This is a genomic window from Pikeienuella sp., assembly GCF_046290545.1.
In the GTDB taxonomy this organism is placed as follows: Bacteria; Pseudomonadota; Alphaproteobacteria; order Rhodobacterales; family Rhodobacteraceae; genus Pikeienuella.
The window spans coordinates 333,454-348,338 of record NZ_JBKAGV010000017.1 but is presented as its reverse complement, the minus strand read 5'-3'; the positions used below and the strand labels follow the sequence as shown (position 1 = coordinate 348,338).

The 14,885-nt window shown below is 71.0% G+C and carries 15 protein-coding genes and 1 riboswitch; of the genes, 11 read left to right on the top strand and 4 right to left on the bottom strand.

Annotation, left to right across the window (positions count from 1 at the left end; all coding sequences use genetic code 11):
• Positions 1 to 81 precede the first annotated feature (81 nt).
• Positions 82 to 429 (top strand): c-type cytochrome, encoded by a 348-nt coding sequence (locus tag ACE37J_RS18175; protein WP_409713839.1) that lies wholly within the window; start codon positions 82 to 84, stop codon positions 427 to 429.
• On the opposite strand, the gene ACE37J_RS18170 is transcribed toward ACE37J_RS18175, so the two are convergent.
• Complete coding sequence (locus ACE37J_RS18170) at positions 419 to 775, bottom strand: transmembrane 220 family protein (RefSeq protein ID WP_409713836.1); 357 nt, start codon at positions 773 to 775, stop codon at positions 419 to 421. The genes ACE37J_RS18175 and ACE37J_RS18170 overlap by 11 nt on opposite strands.
• A 122-nt stretch (positions 776 to 897) precedes the next feature.
• Between ACE37J_RS18170 and ACE37J_RS18165 the strand changes: the two genes are divergently transcribed.
• From ACE37J_RS18165 to recR, 9 genes are all read left to right on the top strand, one after another.
• Complete coding sequence (locus tag ACE37J_RS18165) at positions 898 to 2,133, top strand: 3-dehydroquinate synthase (RefSeq protein WP_409713832.1); 1,236 nt, start codon at positions 898 to 900, stop codon at positions 2,131 to 2,133.
• A gap of 1 nt (position 2,134) precedes the next feature.
• A complete protein-coding gene (eboE, locus tag ACE37J_RS18160) occupies positions 2,135 to 3,319 on the top strand; it encodes a metabolite traffic protein EboE (RefSeq protein WP_409713829.1) in 1,185 nt (394 codons plus the stop codon).
• Positions 3,316 to 4,164: a UbiA family prenyltransferase gene (locus tag ACE37J_RS18155; protein WP_409713826.1), complete on the top strand. Its 849-nt coding sequence runs from the start codon at positions 3,316 to 3,318 to the stop codon at positions 4,162 to 4,164. The genes eboE and ACE37J_RS18155 overlap by 4 nt, the downstream gene beginning before the upstream one ends.
• A gap of 102 nt (positions 4,165 to 4,266) precedes the next feature.
• Entirely contained in the window at positions 4,267 to 5,238 is a 972-nt protein-coding gene (gene glpX, locus ACE37J_RS18150; RefSeq protein WP_409713824.1) for a class II fructose-bisphosphatase, read from the top strand.
• Positions 5,238 to 5,519, top strand: a complete 282-nt coding sequence (locus ACE37J_RS18145; protein ID WP_409713821.1) for a hypothetical protein — start codon at positions 5,238 to 5,240, stop codon at positions 5,517 to 5,519. Before glpX ends, ACE37J_RS18145 begins: the two co-directional genes overlap by 1 nt.
• Positions 5,512 to 7,266 carry a single-stranded-DNA-specific exonuclease RecJ gene (gene recJ / locus ACE37J_RS18140; protein WP_409713818.1) on the top strand — a complete coding sequence of 585 codons (1,755 nt, stop codon included), beginning with the start codon at positions 5,512 to 5,514 and terminating at the stop codon, positions 7,264 to 7,266. The genes ACE37J_RS18145 and recJ overlap by 8 nt, the downstream gene beginning before the upstream one ends.
• Positions 7,267 to 7,518: 252 nt before the next feature.
• On the top strand, positions 7,519 to 7,857 hold the full coding sequence (locus ACE37J_RS18135; RefSeq protein ID WP_409713815.1) for a tRNA-binding protein: 339 nt from the start codon (positions 7,519 to 7,521) through the stop codon (positions 7,855 to 7,857).
• A 269-nt stretch (positions 7,858 to 8,126) separates the two neighbouring features.
• Complete coding sequence (locus tag ACE37J_RS18130; protein WP_409713812.1) at positions 8,127 to 9,512, top strand: MATE family efflux transporter; 1,386 nt, start codon at positions 8,127 to 8,129, stop codon at positions 9,510 to 9,512.
• 50 nt (positions 9,513 to 9,562) lie between these two features.
• Positions 9,563 to 10,168 (top strand): recombination mediator RecR, encoded by a 606-nt coding sequence (recR, locus tag ACE37J_RS18125; protein ID WP_409713809.1) that lies wholly within the window; start codon positions 9,563 to 9,565, stop codon positions 10,166 to 10,168.
• 58 nt (positions 10,169 to 10,226) lie between these two features.
• Here the strand turns inward: recR and ACE37J_RS18120 are convergent, their stop codons facing one another.
• Together ACE37J_RS18120 and ACE37J_RS18115 are read right to left on the bottom strand one after the other, a co-directional pair.
• A complete protein-coding gene (locus tag ACE37J_RS18120; protein WP_409713806.1) occupies positions 10,227 to 10,976 on the bottom strand; it encodes an HpcH/HpaI aldolase family protein in 750 nt (249 codons plus the stop codon).
• Entirely contained in the window at positions 10,973 to 12,079 is a 1,107-nt protein-coding gene (locus ACE37J_RS18115; protein ID WP_409713803.1) for a mandelate racemase/muconate lactonizing enzyme family protein, read from the bottom strand. Before ACE37J_RS18115 ends, ACE37J_RS18120 begins: the two co-directional genes overlap by 4 nt.
• 87 nt (positions 12,080 to 12,166) lie before the next feature.
• Positions 12,167 to 12,246: riboswitch (SAM riboswitch) on the top strand.
• A 35-nt stretch (positions 12,247 to 12,281) separates the two neighbouring features.
• Here ACE37J_RS18115 and metZ point away from each other — a divergent pair.
• Positions 12,282 to 13,472, top strand: coding sequence for an O-succinylhomoserine sulfhydrylase (gene metZ / locus ACE37J_RS18110; RefSeq protein WP_409713800.1), 1,191 nt, complete (start codon positions 12,282 to 12,284; stop codon positions 13,470 to 13,472).
• A 99-nt stretch (positions 13,473 to 13,571) separates the two neighbouring features.
• Here metZ and ACE37J_RS18105 read toward each other — a convergent pair whose 3' ends face one another.
• Positions 13,572 to 14,747: a type III PLP-dependent enzyme gene (locus tag ACE37J_RS18105; RefSeq protein WP_409713797.1), complete on the bottom strand. Its 1,176-nt coding sequence runs from the start codon at positions 14,745 to 14,747 to the stop codon at positions 13,572 to 13,574.
• Between the last annotated feature and the right edge of the window lie 138 nt (positions 14,748 to 14,885).

The window sequence follows — 14,885 nt, the reverse complement described above, 5'->3', positions numbered from 1 at the left end:
GCTCCGGCCGGCTCCGCACGTCTTCTTCAACCCGATTCCGGAACGCCGCCCCGCACAGGGCGGCTTGTCTGTGGAGTTCGCATGAAACCGAAGATCATAGCGCTCGCCGTCCTGCTCGCGGCCGGGGGGGCCGCAGGCGCGGCGGAAAGGAGCGAGCCGCCCTTTCCCTTCACCGAGGAATACCTCCAGGCGACAGAGAACATAGCCGTCGGCGAGACGATCTGGGCGGACCAGTGCCGCCATTGCCACGGCGCGAAGGCGTATCCCGGCAAGGCGCCGAAGTTGCGCCCTGCCCGCTACAAGCCCGAATTCGTCTATCGCCGCGTGGCGGACGGATTCCGCAAGATGCCCGCCTGGAAGGACGTCTACACCGAGGAGGAGATGATGCAGATCGTCTCCTACATCCTCTCCCCGCAATTCAGCCCGTGAGGCGCGTCCGCCGGGCGACGAGCCCGGCGGCGACAAGGCAGAGCGCGAGGATCATCATGCCCATCCCTTCACGCGCTTCCTCCGTCTCCCACCAGACGTCGATGAGCCAGAACTTCTCCGTCTGCGGCCAGTAGTGCCAGAGCCCGAACACGGTCGCAGCCACAGTCGAGAGGAAGAGCCACCAGCCGGCGCCGCCGGCGAAGACGCCCGGCCGGAGCGCGGCGACGCCGCACCAGAGAGCGCCGGCGAGATAGATAAGGGCCCAGTGCAGCCCGTCCGGGTCGTTCCACTGGACGGCGGCGAAGAGCAGCATGAAGACGGCGAGGACGGCATTTAGGATTTTCACGGCTGGGCCTTTCTGAACGGGGCCTTTCGGATGCGGCGGGGCTTGCGAAACGGCCCGCGGCGGGCGCAGGTTAGGATCAGCGCCGTGGCGGGTAAAGACCCGGCGAAGGAGGAGACGAAGCGATGACGAACGAGGCCGGGACGAACGAGGCCGGGACGAACGAGGTCGTCGCCGCCGATGCGGCCCTCTTCGGAGCCGAGACGGCGTGGCAGCGCTTCTCCGTTCCGTTCGAGTTTCCCGTCGTCTTCACCGAGCATCTCTTCGACCCGGCGAACCTCGCCTTCCTCGAGGCGTTGCGCCGTCGGGAACCGGCGAAGCGCCACCGCGCACTCGTCCTGATCGACGAAGGCGCCGCCGCCGCGGCGCCCGGCCTTATCAGGCAGATTGAGGCCTATTTCGCGGCCCATGCCGGCTCGCTCGCCCTCGTCGCGCCGCCGGAGATCGTCGCGGGCGGGGAGAGGATCAAGACCGAGCTCACCCATCTCGAACACATGCAGGACCGTATTCACGAGCTGCGGATCGACCGGCACTCCTATGTCGTCGCCATCGGCGGCGGCGCAGTGCTGGACGCGGCGGGCCTCGCCGCCGCCACGGCGCATCGGGGCGTCCGCCATGTCCGCGTGCCCACCACAGTCCTCAGCCAGAACGACAGCGGCGTCGGCGTGAAGAACGCGGTCAACCTCAAGGGCGTGAAGAACTATGTCGGAGCCTTCGCGCCGCCCTGGGCCGTCCTGAACGACTACGCTTTCATCCGCGCCCTCCCCGCGCGGGAGCGGCGGGCAGGGCTCGCGGAGGCGGTGAAGGTCGCGCTCATCCGCGACGGGGAGTTCTTCCGCTGGCTGGAGGCGAACGCCGACCGGCTCGCGACCTTCGAGGAGGGCGCGGAGCGGGAGATGATCCGCCGCTGCGCCGCGCTCCACATGAAGCAGATCGGAACCGGCGGCGACCCGTTCGAGATGGGCTCCGCCCGCCCGCTCGATTACGGCCACTGGTCCGCCCACAAGCTGGAGGCGCTCACGCGCCACCGGCTCCGTCATGGCGAGGCGGTGGCCATCGGCGTCGCGCTCGACGCGCGCTATTCCGTCCTCGCCGGGCTCCTGCCCGAAGGGGAGGAGGCGCGGGTCGCCGCCCTCCTCGAACATCTCGGCTTCGACATCTTCCATCCCGCGCTGGAGCGGCTGGACGCCGCGGGCGCCTCCCTCCTTCTCGCCGGGCTCGACGAGTTCCGGGAGCATCTGGGCGGCGAGCTGACCATCACGCTCCTCTCCGCGCTCGGCGTCGGCGTCGAGGTGAACGAGATGGACGGAGAGAAGGTCGCCGCCTCCATCGAGTGGCTCCGCGCCCGCACGGGCCGGTGAGATGATCCTTCCCGGCGGGCTCGGCGCGCTCACCTGGTGCCTCAACATCCACCCGACGCAGAGCTGGCAAGAGGCGCGCGCCGCGCTCACGGGGCCGGCCCGCGCCGTGAAGGCCGCGCTCTCGCCAGATGAGCCCTTCGTCGTCGGCCTCCGCTTCTCGGCGGAGACGGTCGCGGAGCTTGCCGAGCCGGGCAAGCGCGCCGAACTCAAGACGATCTTCGCCGCCGAAGGCTTCCTCCCCCTCACCATGAATGGCTTCCCCTACGGCCCATTCCACGGCGCGCGCGTCAAGGAGGAGGTCTACCTGCCGGACTGGCGGGCGAAGGAGCGCCTCGCCTACACTTGCGCCCTTGCGGACCTTATGGCGGAGATCAACCCGGAAGGCGCCTTCCTCAGCCTCTCCACCGTCCCCGGCGCGTTCCGCCCGAACGGGGCCGGCGCGGAGGCGGCGATGGCCGACATGATGCTCCGCGCCGCCGCGCATCTGGTGAAGCTGGAGGCGGAGACGGGCCGCCGCGTCGCGCTGGCGCTGGAGCCGGAGCCCTGCTGCTTCCTCGAAACCATCGAGGAAAGCGCGGCCTTCTTCCGCGCGCATCTCTTCAGCGACGCCGCCGCCGCCCGCCTCGCCGCGCTGACCGGGCGCAGCAAGGCGCAGGCCGCTGACCTCCTCCCCCGCCATCTCGGCCTCTGCTATGACGTCTGCCACGCCGCCGTGGAGTTCGAGGACGCGGCGCAGAGCCTCGCGATCCTTCGCGAATCCTGCGTGCCCGTCCATAAGCTCCAGCTCTCCTCCGCGCTCCGCATCCCCTCCGGCTCACCCGAGGCCCGCGCCGCGCTCGCCGCCTTCGATGACGGCGTCTATCTCCACCAACTCATCGCGAAGGGGCCCGTCGGCCTCCGCCGCTTCGCGGACCTGCCCCTTGCTCTCGCCCCAGGCGGCGCAGAGGACGGGGAGGAATGGCGGGTGCATTTCCATGTCCCCGTCTTTCTCGAAACGCTGCCCGCCTTCGGCACGACGCAGGGCTTCCTCGCCGAAATCCTCGCCCTTCACCGCGCCGAGCCGATCTCGGAGCATCTGGAAGTCGAGACTTACACGTGGTCCGTTCTTCCTCCCGGCCTCGCCGCGGGGTCGGTGGATCAGGCCGTCGCGCGCGAACTGAACTGGGTGAAGGCCCGCCTCGCATGACCTTCGGCACGATCCTCCGCCTTGGCCGCATCTCGAACCTCCCCACCGTCTGGACGAACGCGCTGGCCGGCGCCGCGCTCGCCGCCACGGGCGGCGTTCCGCTCGAGACGGTCCTCCTCGTCGCCCTCGCGCTGACGCTCTTCTACGAAGGTGGCATGTGGCTGAACGACGCCTTCGACGCGGAGATCGATGCGAAGCTCCGCGCCAACCGGCCGATCCCGATGGGGGAGATCGGGCGCGGAGCCGTCTTCATCGGCGGCTTCGCCATGCTCGCGGCGGGAACCGCCATCGCCTTCCTGCTCGGGCCGGAGGCCGGAGCCGCCGCCCTGGCGCTCGGCGCGGCGATCTTCCTCTATGACTGGCTGCACAAGCGCACCGCGCTCAGCCCCGTCATCATGGGGGCGACGCGCTTCCTCTCCTACGCCCTCGCCGCCCTCGCCGTGGGCGCCTTCACAGGCCCCGCGCTCTGGGGCGCGCTCGGCCTCTTCGCCTGGATCGTCGGCCTCACCTACGCCGCGAAGCAGGAGGCCTATGACCGGATCGGCGCCGCCTGGCCGCTCGCGGCCCTTGCCGCGCCGATCCTCTACGCGCTCTGGCTCGGCGTCTCCGAGCCCTTGACCCTCGCCTTTGCGCTCGCCCTCGCGGCCGTCGCCGCCCTAGCCCTCCGCCGCCTCTTCCGCCGCGCCACGGGGGACGTGCCGAAGGCGGTGGTGACGATGATCGCCGGCATCTGCCTTTACGACGCCGCGCTCATCGCCTCGACGGGAGAGACGGGGCTGGCGCTGCTGGCGGGCGCAGGCTTCCTCGCGACGCTGGCGCTTCAGAGAGTCGCGTCCGGGACTTAGGGCAAGTTACGCACTCTTGGTCCGGCTCCCGAATCCCGCCCCAGGCGCTGGACGCGCCTGCGCCCGGCGGCGTAGAAGGCGCCGAACCATAGGGAGAGACGGATGAGCCAGGACATCACCACCGAATTCGCCGACCGGATGCTCTCCCTCGGCCTCGCCCGCGTCTCCGAGGCCGCCGCCATCGCCTCGGCGAAGCTCATCGGCCGGGGCGACGAAAAGGCGGCGGACCAGGCTGCGGTGAACGCCATGCGGGAGCAGCTGAACCTTCTCGACATCCGCGGCGTCGTCGTGATCGGCGAGGGCGAGCGGGACGAGGCGCCGATGCTCTTCATCGGGGAGGAGGTCGGCTCCGGAACCGGCCCCGAGGTCGACATCGCGCTCGACCCGCTCGAAGGCACGACGCTGACGGCGAAGGACATGCCGAACGCCCTCACCGTCATCGCCATGGGCCCGCGCGGCTCCCTCCTCCATGCGCCGGACGTCTACATGGACAAGCTCGCCATCGGGCCGGGCTATCCCGAGGGTCTCGTCGATCTCGACATGAGCGTGACGGAGCGGGTCCGCGCCCTCGCCGCCGCCAAGGGCGCTGCGCCGGGGGACGTGAAGGTCTGCGTGCTGGAGCGCCCGCGCCATGACGCGATCGTGCGCGAGCTGCGCGAGGTCGGCGCCCAGATCCGCCTCATCACCGACGGGGACGTCGCCGGCGTCATCCACTGCGCGGAGCCGGAGCTGACCGGCATCGACATGTACATGGGCGCAGGCGGCGCGCCGGAGGGCGTCCTCGCCGCCGCCGCGCTCAAATGCATGGGCGGCCAGATCCAGGGCCGGCTCCTCTTCCGCGACGATGACGAGCGCGGCCGCGCCGCGAAGGCCGGCATCACGGACCTCAACCGGAAATACAGCCGGGACGACATGGTGACGGCGGACGTGATCTTCGCCGCCACCGGCGTCACCGACGGGTCGATCCTCCCCGGGCTGAAGCGCCGCGGCGGCTATGTAGAGACGGAGACGATCCTGATGCGCTCGCGCACCGGCTCCGTCCGCCGCCTCCGCTACCGCACGCGGGAGCTCTGATGGCGGAGCGGCGGCGGCGGAGCCGGGCGGCCGTCGCCTTCCTCCTCGTCTGGCTCGCGCTCCTGACCGGCATGGCCGCGCTTGTCGTCAGGGGCTGGGCCTCCGCCGCGCCCGAGGGTGAGTCGCCGCCCTATGTATGGCTCGCCATCGCCGCGGGCGGCTGGGTCTTCGGCCTCCTCCTCCTCCGCCGCGCGCTCCGGGGGGAGCCCGAGGGCGCGCCGAACCGCCCGCCGCCGCGGCCCGAGGGCGGGCCTGGCGAGAGCGATCGCGGTTTTGACTGAGCCCGCCTTTCTCGGCGTCGAGGCCTCCGTCCTCGGGCGTCGCTGGATCGGGCCGGGCGAGGCGGCTGAGCGGATGGGGGCCGCGATATCGCGCGAGACCGGCGCGCCGGAGATCGTCGGACGCGTCCTCGCGCTCCGCGGCGTCGCGCCGGAGGGCGCGGCGTCCTTCCTCGACCCGACGCTGAAGGCGCTCCTCCCCGACCCCTCCTCGCTCCGCGACATGGACCGGGCCGCCGCCCGCCTCGTCCGCGCCGTCCAGAAGCGGGAGCGGGCGGCGATCTTCGGCGATTACGACGTGGACGGCGGCGCCTCCGCCGCGCTCCTCGTCTGCTGGCTGCGCGATCTCGGCCTCGCCGCCACGATCTACGTGCCCGACCGGATTGACGAGGGCTACGGCCCGAACGAGCCCGCCATGGCCGCGCTCGGCGCCGCGCATGACCTCATTCTCTGCGTCGATTGCGGCACGCTCTCCCACGGCCCGGTCGCGGCCGCCGTCGCCGCCGGCGCGGATGTCGTGATCGCGGACCATCACCTCGCGGGGGAGACGCTGCCCGAATGCGCGGCGGTCGTGAACCCGAACCGGCATGACGATGCGAGCGGCATGGGCCATCTCTGCGCCGCCGGCGTGGTCTTCCTCCTCCTCGTCGCCGCGAACCGCCTCCTCAGGTCGGACGGCCGCGCCGCGCCGGACCTTATGGCCGCGCTTGATCTCGTCGCCCTCGCCACGGTGGCGGATGTCGCGCCGCTTGTCGGCGTCAACCGCGCCTTCGTGCGGCAGGGGCTGAAGGTGATGGCCGCGCGCGCACGGCCCGGCCTCAGGGCGCTGGCCGACGCCGCCCGGCTCACCGCGGCCCCCGCCTCCTTCCATCTCGGCTATGTCCTCGGGCCGCGGGTGAACGCCGGCGGCCGGATCGGCAAGGCCGATCTCGGCGCACGCCTCCTGTCCACGACCTCGGCGGAGGAGGCGGAGGGAATCGCCTTCGAGCTCGAACGCCTGAACGAGGAGCGGCGGCGGATCGAGGCGGAAGTGCTTGAGCGCGCCGTCGAGCAGGTCGAGGCGCGGGGCTTCGAGGGCCCGCTCGTCTGGGCCGCGGCAGAGGGCTGGCACCCCGGCGTCGTCGGCATCGTCGCAGCGCGGCTGAAGGAGCGGTTCGAGCGGCCAGCCGTCGTTATCGGCTTCGAGAACGGGGAGGGCAAGGGCTCCGCCCGCTCGGTGGAAGGCGTCGATCTCGGCGCCGCTGTCGCCGCGCTGGCGCGCGAGGGATTGATCGCGAAGGGCGGCGGGCACCGTATGGCGGCGGGGCTCAGCCTCTCCGCCGCGATGCTTGAGCCGGCGATGGAGGCGCTCGCCGCCCGCCTCGCCCCCGCGATGGGCTCCCTTCCGCCCTTCCGGAGCCTCAGGATAGACGGCGCGCTTTCCGCTGCGGCGGCGACGCCGGAGCTTGTCTCCCTGCTGGAGGCGGCGGGGCCTTTCGGCCAGGCCGCCCCCGCCCCGCGCTTCGCGCTTCCCGGCCTCCGCGTCGCCTTCGCGAAGCGGGCGGGCGAGGCGCATCTGCGGCTGACCCTCGCGGACCCGGCGGGCGATAGGCTTGACGCCATCGCATTCCGCGCCTTCCCCGGCCCGCTCGGAAACTTTCTCGAAGGCTCGGGCGGCGCGCCGCTCCATGTCGCCGGTCGGCTGGAGATCGACGACTGGGGCGGGCGGCGAAAGGCGAAGCTGCGGGTGGAGGACGCGGCGCCCGCCTGAAGGTGACAGTTTCGGGACGTCACGATGATCGGTCCGGCGGCGTCTCGCGGGGCGTCGCCATGAGCGCCCGGCGGATCAGGGACGCGGCTGATCTGCCCGCGGTTTTCGCCCCCCGGCGACCACGGACAGATTTTCAACCGACGCGACAGCTTGGCGCTGATCGCGCGCGGTTCGAACGCCGCGCCCGCCCGCTGACCCCTTCCGCCCGCCGCCCCGCCGCCCTATGGTCCGGCGCGAAGCACGGAGGGGCGCATGGCCGAGATCGGATACGAGGATTTCCTGAAGGTTGACGTGCGGGTGGGGGAGGTTGTCCGGGCCGAGCCCTTCCCCGAGGCGCGGAAGCCTGCGATCCGCCTCTGGGTCGATTTCGGCGGCGAAATCGGCGTCAGGAAGAGCTCGGCCCAGATCACGAAGCACTACGCGCCAGAGGCGCTGATCGGTCGGCAGGTGCTCGCCGTCGTGAATTTTCCGCCGCGGCAAATCGGTCCGTTCATGAGCGAGGTGCTGGTGCTCGGCCTGCCGGACGAGGCGGGGGAGGTGGTGCTGATCGGGCCGGACCACCGCGTCCCCGCCGGCGGGCGGATGCACTGACGCTGAATGAAAAGGCCGGCCCGCCCCTCCACGCGCGCGCCGGCCCCCTTTCAGCGCCATCCCCGGGAGGCGGCGGCGAAATCAACGCGACCTCTACGCGACGCATCCGCGCGGAGCGACGCCGCGAAAAAAGGCGGGGCGCTCCTTCGTTACGCAACTATCGAGACACGACGCGATCTTGACCGCGCCAAGATAAGTAAAAACCCGCAAATCACGATGAGCGCAAGCCAAATCCGGCTCTCGCCCCGAACCGGAACAGCCATGACCCCATGTCCGAGAGGGATCTGACACGGGGCCCGCTCGGGCCCCATCTCGTCGCGCTTGCCGGCCCCGCCGCCTTCGGGATGCTGTTCACGACGCTCTACAACGTGGTGGACACGTTCTACGCCGGCTGGATATCGACGGAAGCGCAGGCCGGGCTCGCGCTCTCCTTCTCCATCTTCATGCTGCTGGTCTCGCTCGGCTTCGGCCTTTCGCAGGGCGCCTCGGCGCTGATCGGCGGGGCGCTCGGCGCCGGGCGCCCCGAGGCGGCGCGGGCCTACGCCGCCGGCGCGCTCGGTCTCGCCGCCCTCCTCGGCGCCGCGCTCGGCCTCGCCGGGGCGCTCCTCGCCGGCCCGGCGCTCGCCCTCCTCGGGGCGGAGCCGGCGGTGCTTGCAGCGGCGGAGAGCTACCTCAAGCTCCTCTTCCTCGGCCTGCCGGGCTTTCTGGTCGGCTTCACCGCGAACGGCGTTCTCACGGCGCAGGGCGACACCAGCGCGAACCGGAACGCGCAGGCCGCGGCCTTTCTCGCCAATATCGGGCTGAACCCGCTCCTGATCTATGGCGCCTTCGGGCTCTCCGGCCTCGGCTTCGACGGGATCGCCGCCTCCACGATCCTGATCCAGGCCGCGGTCGCGCTCTTCCTCCTCTCACGCGCGCGGAGGACGCGGGCGCTCCGCGGCGCAGGCTGGCGCGACGCGAGCCCGGCGCGGGCGATCTTCCTCGCCCTCCTCCGGCAGGGCCTCCCCGCGAGCCTCACGATGCTGGTGATGATGGCCGGCGGGCTCATCATGCAGGCGCATCTCCAGCCCTTCGGCGCGGCGGCGGTGGCGGGGTTCGGCGTGGCCTTCCGGGTGGAGCAGCTGATCCTCCTGCCGATCCTCTCGCTCTCCATCGCGCTCATGCCGCTGACGGCGCAGAGTTTCGGGGCAGGGGACCATGACCGCGTGCGCCAGACGGCGACGCTGGCGGCGCTTGCCGCGCTCGGGCTCTCCCTCGCCGGATCGGTGCTCCTCGGTCTCTTCGGCGCGGCGCTGACCGGGCTCTTCACCGGGGATGCGGCCGCGATCGCCTCCGGCGCCGCCTATCTCCGCGCCGCGGCGCTGATGACGCCGGCCTATGCGCTCATGTTCCTCGTCACCGCCTTCTTCCAGGGCGTGCGCCGCCCGGTCTGGAGCGTCGTCATCGGCCTCTACCGGCAAATCTTCGCGCTCCTCCTCTTCCCCGCGCTCTTCGTCTCCGGCCTCGGCTGGGGGCTCGCCGGCGTCTGGGCCGGGCTCTTCGCCGCGGTCTGGAGCGGCTTCGCGCTCTCCATGCTCCTCGCCGTGATCGTCGGCCACCGCGCGATCGGCGGATTTCGGCCCGATTTCTCCGCCCTCCGGCGCGGCGGCGCTTGACGAGGGCTCGCGCGCGGCCGACCTTCCGGCGCGAACAGGCGGGGAACGGGATGGACGAGAGAGAAGCGGGCAAGGAGGTTCAGCGGCTGATCGACCTGATGGCGAAGCTGCCAGGCCTCGGTCCGCGCTCCGCGCGCCGCGCCGTCCTCCAGATGGTGAAGAAGCGGGAGACGTTGCTCCTCCCCCTCGCCCGCGCGATGCAGGAGGCGGCGGAGCGCGTGCGCGTCTGCGCAACCTGCGGCAATCTCGATACGGGCGACGAATGCGCGATCTGCCGCGATCCGCGGCGGGATTCGTCGCTGCTCTGCGTGGTGGAGGATGTCGCCGATCTCTGGGCGCTGGAGCGGGCTGGTATATTTCGCGGGCGCTATCACGTTCTCGGCGGCGTCCTCTCCGCGCTCGACTCAGTGACGCCGGAGACGCTGCGCATCCCCCGCCTCGCCGTCCGCGCCGCAGCGCCCGAGGTGCAGGAGGTGATCCTCGCCCTCCCCGCGACGATCGACGGCCAGACGACGGCGCATTACATCGCTGACCATCTCTCAGGCGCCGGCGTCTCCGTCACCTCGCTGGCGCAGGGCGTGCCGGTCGGGGGCGAGTTCGACTATCTCGACGACGGCACCCTCTCCGCTGCTCTGCGGGCAAGGCGGGCGCTGTAGCGACGGGCGGGGCGGAGACGCCGCGCAGCGCGATCATCGCGCGAGCGGCCGACCGGCCCTACCCCGCGAGAATCCGCCGATACCCCTCCACGAGGATCGCCTGGTCCGTCCCCGCCGCCAGCATCCCGTAGCCCTCGGCGCGATAGGCGGCCATGCCCGCAGGGCTCGTCGCCAGTACGCCCATCGCCTTGCCGTGGCGCTCCGCAGCGGCGCGGATCGCGGCGCAGGCGTCGCGATAGACAGCGCTCTCGAAATCGCCGGGCCGCCCGAGGAAGTTGGAAAGATCCGCCTGCCCGATCCAGATCACGTCGACCCCGTCCGTCGCCGCGATGGCTTCGGCATGGGCGAGCCCGCGCTCCGTCTCGATCTGGGCGATGACGAGCACCTCGGCGTCCGCCTTCGCCATCTTCGCCTTCGGGTCGCCCGGCGCGTAATCGTCATGGGCGAAGCCGAAGGCCGCGCCGCGCCTGCCCGTCGGCGGATAGCGGCAGGCGGAGACGAGAGTCTCGGCCTCCGCCGCGCTCTCGATCATCGGCGCCATGATCCCCTTCACGCCGGAATCGAGCAGCCGCGCGATATAGCGGTATTCCCCCCGCGGCGGCCGCGCCATCGGCGTGACAGGAAGGCCCCGGCAGAACGCCGCCTGCGCCTTGATCGTCTCCACCGAGGCGCCGGAATGCTCCATGTCGTAGACACAGTATTCCGCGCCGGCGAGCGCGAGGAGCTGCGGCATGGCCGGCACCATGCACTCGAACACCATCGCGCCCATCACCGTCTCGCCCGCAAGCACCCGCTCCCGGATCGTCATTCCACCGCCACAGGCGCCATCACGCGCTCCCTTTCAATCTTCGCGAAATCCCAGTCGATCCCGAGCCCCGGCTCATTCGAGGGGAAGGCGCGGCCGTTCTCGATCCGCATCCCCTCCCCGGTCAGCGCGTCAAGCTGCGGGATGTATTCGAGCCAGGGCGCGTTCGGCACGGCGCAGACGAGGCTCACATGCAATTCCATCAGGAAATGCGGGCAGATCGGCGCGTTGAACGCCTCCGCCATGTGCGCGACCTTCAGCCAGGGCGTGATTCCGCCGATCCGCGCCACGTCCGCCTGCACGATGGAGCAGGCGCCCACCGCTAGGTAATCCTTGAACTGGGAGATTGAATAGAGGCTCTCCCCCACCGCCACCGGGACGGATGTGGAAGCGGCGAGGAGTGCGTGCGCCGCCACGTCGTCCGCCGGCATCGGCTCCTCGAACCAGGCGACCCCCGCCTCTTCGAGAACCTTCGCCCGCCTCAGAGCCTCGGGCCGCGAAAACCCCTGATTGGCGTCCGTCATGATCTCGTAGGCGCCGCCCACCGCCTCCCGCACCGCCGTGAGCCGGGCCCGGTCCTCGGAAAGATGCGGCCGCCCGATCTTGACCTTGGAGCCGCCGAACCCGGCCTCCTTCGCCGCCAGCGCATCCTCCACGAGGGCGCCTGTCTCGATATGGAGCCAGCCGCCCTCGGTCGTATAGAGCGGGACGGAGGGCTTCGCGCCCCCAGCCATGCGCCAGAGCGGCAGCCCCGCCCGCCGGCAACGGAGGTCCCAGAGCGCTGTGTCGACGGCGGCGAGCGCCAGCGAGGTGATCGCGCCCACCGCGGTCGCATGGGTGGCGAAGAGGAGTTCGCGCCAGATCCCCTCGATCTCCTCCGCCTCCCGGCCGATCATCCGCGGCGCGAGGCTGCGTTCGAGGAGGGAGACGATCGCCGGCCCGCCCGTCCCGATCGTGTAGGAATATCCCGTCCCCGCCGCCCCGTCCGCGTCGAAGACCCGGAGGATCGGCGTCTCCTGGCTCACGAAGCTCTGGATCGCATCGGAGCGCCTGACCTTCGGCTTCAGGTCCGCCATCTCGATTTCGACCCGCACGATCTTCGCCATCTTCCCCCCCTTTTTCGCGCAAACATGGACCGCACCCGTTGCGCTGTCGAGACGCCGCGCTTGAACCAGGCTCATGCATGAGTTAAGCGCGGCTCACGTGGCGATTTGGTCGGCCGGCTTGCGGGCCACGTTAAAGAAACCGCTAAAGAGGTCTCGGGGCGCGGCCCCGGCCCCGATCCGGCCATTGATGAAGGCCGGGCCCATGCCGAAAGACCAGACCGACCGCCCCCTCGCCCCCCGCACCCGCATGATCCATGCCGGGACCTGGCGGAGCGCGCATGGCGAGCTTTCCGAGGCGCTGTTCCTCACCCAGGCCTTCGCCTATCCGGATGCGGAGGCGGCGGAGGCGCGGTTCAAGGGGGAGGACGAGGGCTTCATCTACGCCCGCTACGGCAACCCCACCGTCCGGATGTTCGAGGATCGGATCGCCGCGCTCGAAGGTGCGGAGGACGCTTTCGCAACCGCCTCCGGCATGGCCGCCGTCAACGCGGCGCTCTTCTCCCAGGTGAAGGCGGGGGACCATGTGGTCGCCGCCCGCGCGCTCTTCGGCTCCTGCCTCTATATCGTGGAGACGCTCCTGCCCCGCTTCGGCGTCGAGGTCACGCTGGTGGACGGGACGGACCTCGCGCAATGGCGCGCCGCGATGCGGCCGGAGACAGTTGCCGTCTTCCTCGAAACGCCGTCGAACCCTACGCTGGAGCTGATCGACCTCGAAGCGGTCGCCGAGATCGCACACGGCGCCGGCGCGCGGGTGGTGGTGGACAATGTCTTCGCCACCCCCGTCTTCCAGCGCCCGCTGGAGCTAGGCGCGGACGTGGTGATCTATTCCGCCACGAAGCATATCGACGGGCAGGGCCGCTGCCTCGGCGGCGTTGTCCTCGGGCGGAAGAAGTTCATCCGGGAGGTGCTGGAGCCCTACCTGAAGCATACCGGCGGAGCGATGAGCCCGTTCAACGCCTGGGTCATGCTGAAGGGTCTGGAGACGCTGGACCTTCGCGCCCGCGCCATGGCCGCCGGCGCGGCCGAGATCGCGGAGCGGCTCGCCGCGCATCACGCCGTCGCCCGCGTCCTATATCCGGGGCGGGCGGACCATCCGCAGGCTGCGCTCGTCGCGAAGCAGATGGAGACGGGCGGCACGATGGTCGCCTTCGACCTCGGCTCGAAGGCCACCGCCTTCCGTTTCATGAACGCGCTGCAGCTCATTCTCATCTCGAACAATCTCGGGGACGCGAAGTCCATCATCACCCATCCGGCTACGACGACGCATCAGCGGCTCTCGGAAGAGGCCCGCGCCGCGCTCGGCATCGGCCCCGGCCTCCTCCGCCTCTCGGTCGGGCTGGAGGCTCCGGAGGACCTGATCGCCGATATCGAGGGTGCGCTGGCTTCGCTCTGACGGTTGACCTGCCGGTCAGGCGCGCGAAGGTCGGCTGCCTCTACCTCTGGCCGCCCTCCACTTCGGCGGAAGGCGGCCAGAGGGCGGGCCGTCCCCGCCTCAGATGCAGACGAGATCGAGCGGCGGGAAGCCGTTGAAGCCGACCGAGGAATAGCTCGTCGTGTAGGCGCCGCAGCAGCGGATCACCACCCTGTCCCCAGCCTTCAGCGCCAGCGGCAGGTCCATCGGCCGCTTCTCGTAGAGCACGTCCGCGCTGTCGCAGGACGGGCCGGCGAGGACGCAGGGACCGGACGCCATCCCGTCATGCGGCGTCGCGATCTGGTAGCGGATCGCCTCGCCCTCGGTCTCGGCGAGGCCGGAAAAGCGGCCGATGTCGAGATAGACCCAGCGGTGGATGTCGTCCGGCGACTTGCGCGAAACGAGGACGATCTCGGCCGCAATCACGCCCGCCTCGGCGACAAGGCCGCGGCCCGGCTCCGCCATGATGCGCTCCGCGCCGGAGAACCGCTGCTCGACGAGATCCATGACCTCGCGCGCATAGACCTCCGGCGCATCGATCGCCTCGCCGTAGAAGGCGGGGAAGCCGCCGCCGATGTTCAGAAGGTCGAGCGCGAAGCCTTCGGCCCGCGCCTCGGCCCAGAGCGGCGCGAACTCGTCCAGCGTCGGGCGCCACATCTGGGCGCGACGGGTCTGCGAGCCGACATGGAAGGAGAACCCGGCGGGGCGGAGGCCAAGCTCCCGCGCGCGGCGGAGGAGCGGCATCGCCGCCTTCGGCTGCACGCCGAACTTGCGGGAAAGCGGCCAGTCCGCCTCGGACTTCGAGACGATGAGGCGGATATAGACCTCCGCGCCCGGCGCATGGGCGGCGATCTTCTCCAGCTCCTCCTCCGCGTCGGCGGCGAAGAGGGTCACGCCGGCGGCGTGGGCGAAGGCGATGTCGCCCGTCTTCTTCACGGTGTTGCCGAAGGAGATGTGCTCCGGCCGCGCGCCGAGCGCGAGGCAAAGCTCGATCTCCCCGCGCGAGGCGGCGTCGAAGCGGGAGCCTTCCGCGACGAGGCGGGAGATGACGGGACGCGCCGGGTTCGCCTTCACGGCGTAGTGGATCGCCGCGCGGCCAAGCCCGCGGGAGAGCGCGCGGAACTGCTCCGCGACCTGATCCACGTCGAGGATCAGCGTCGGGCGGTCGAACGCGTGGCTCCGGGCATAGGCCTCGGCGCGTCGGAAGGGCGCGAAATAGGGTTCTGCGGGCGCGAGCCCGGCTACGTAGGCGTTCATGGCCATCTCCGTCAGACCCCGCCCGCGGGCGGATTGTTCCAAGAGAGACGTTACCGTCGCTACGTAACCGTAGAGGGCGGGCGAACCCGCCGGCTCGTGCCAGAGGCGCGTGCGTTGGCGTCGTGGGCGTGCATTTGG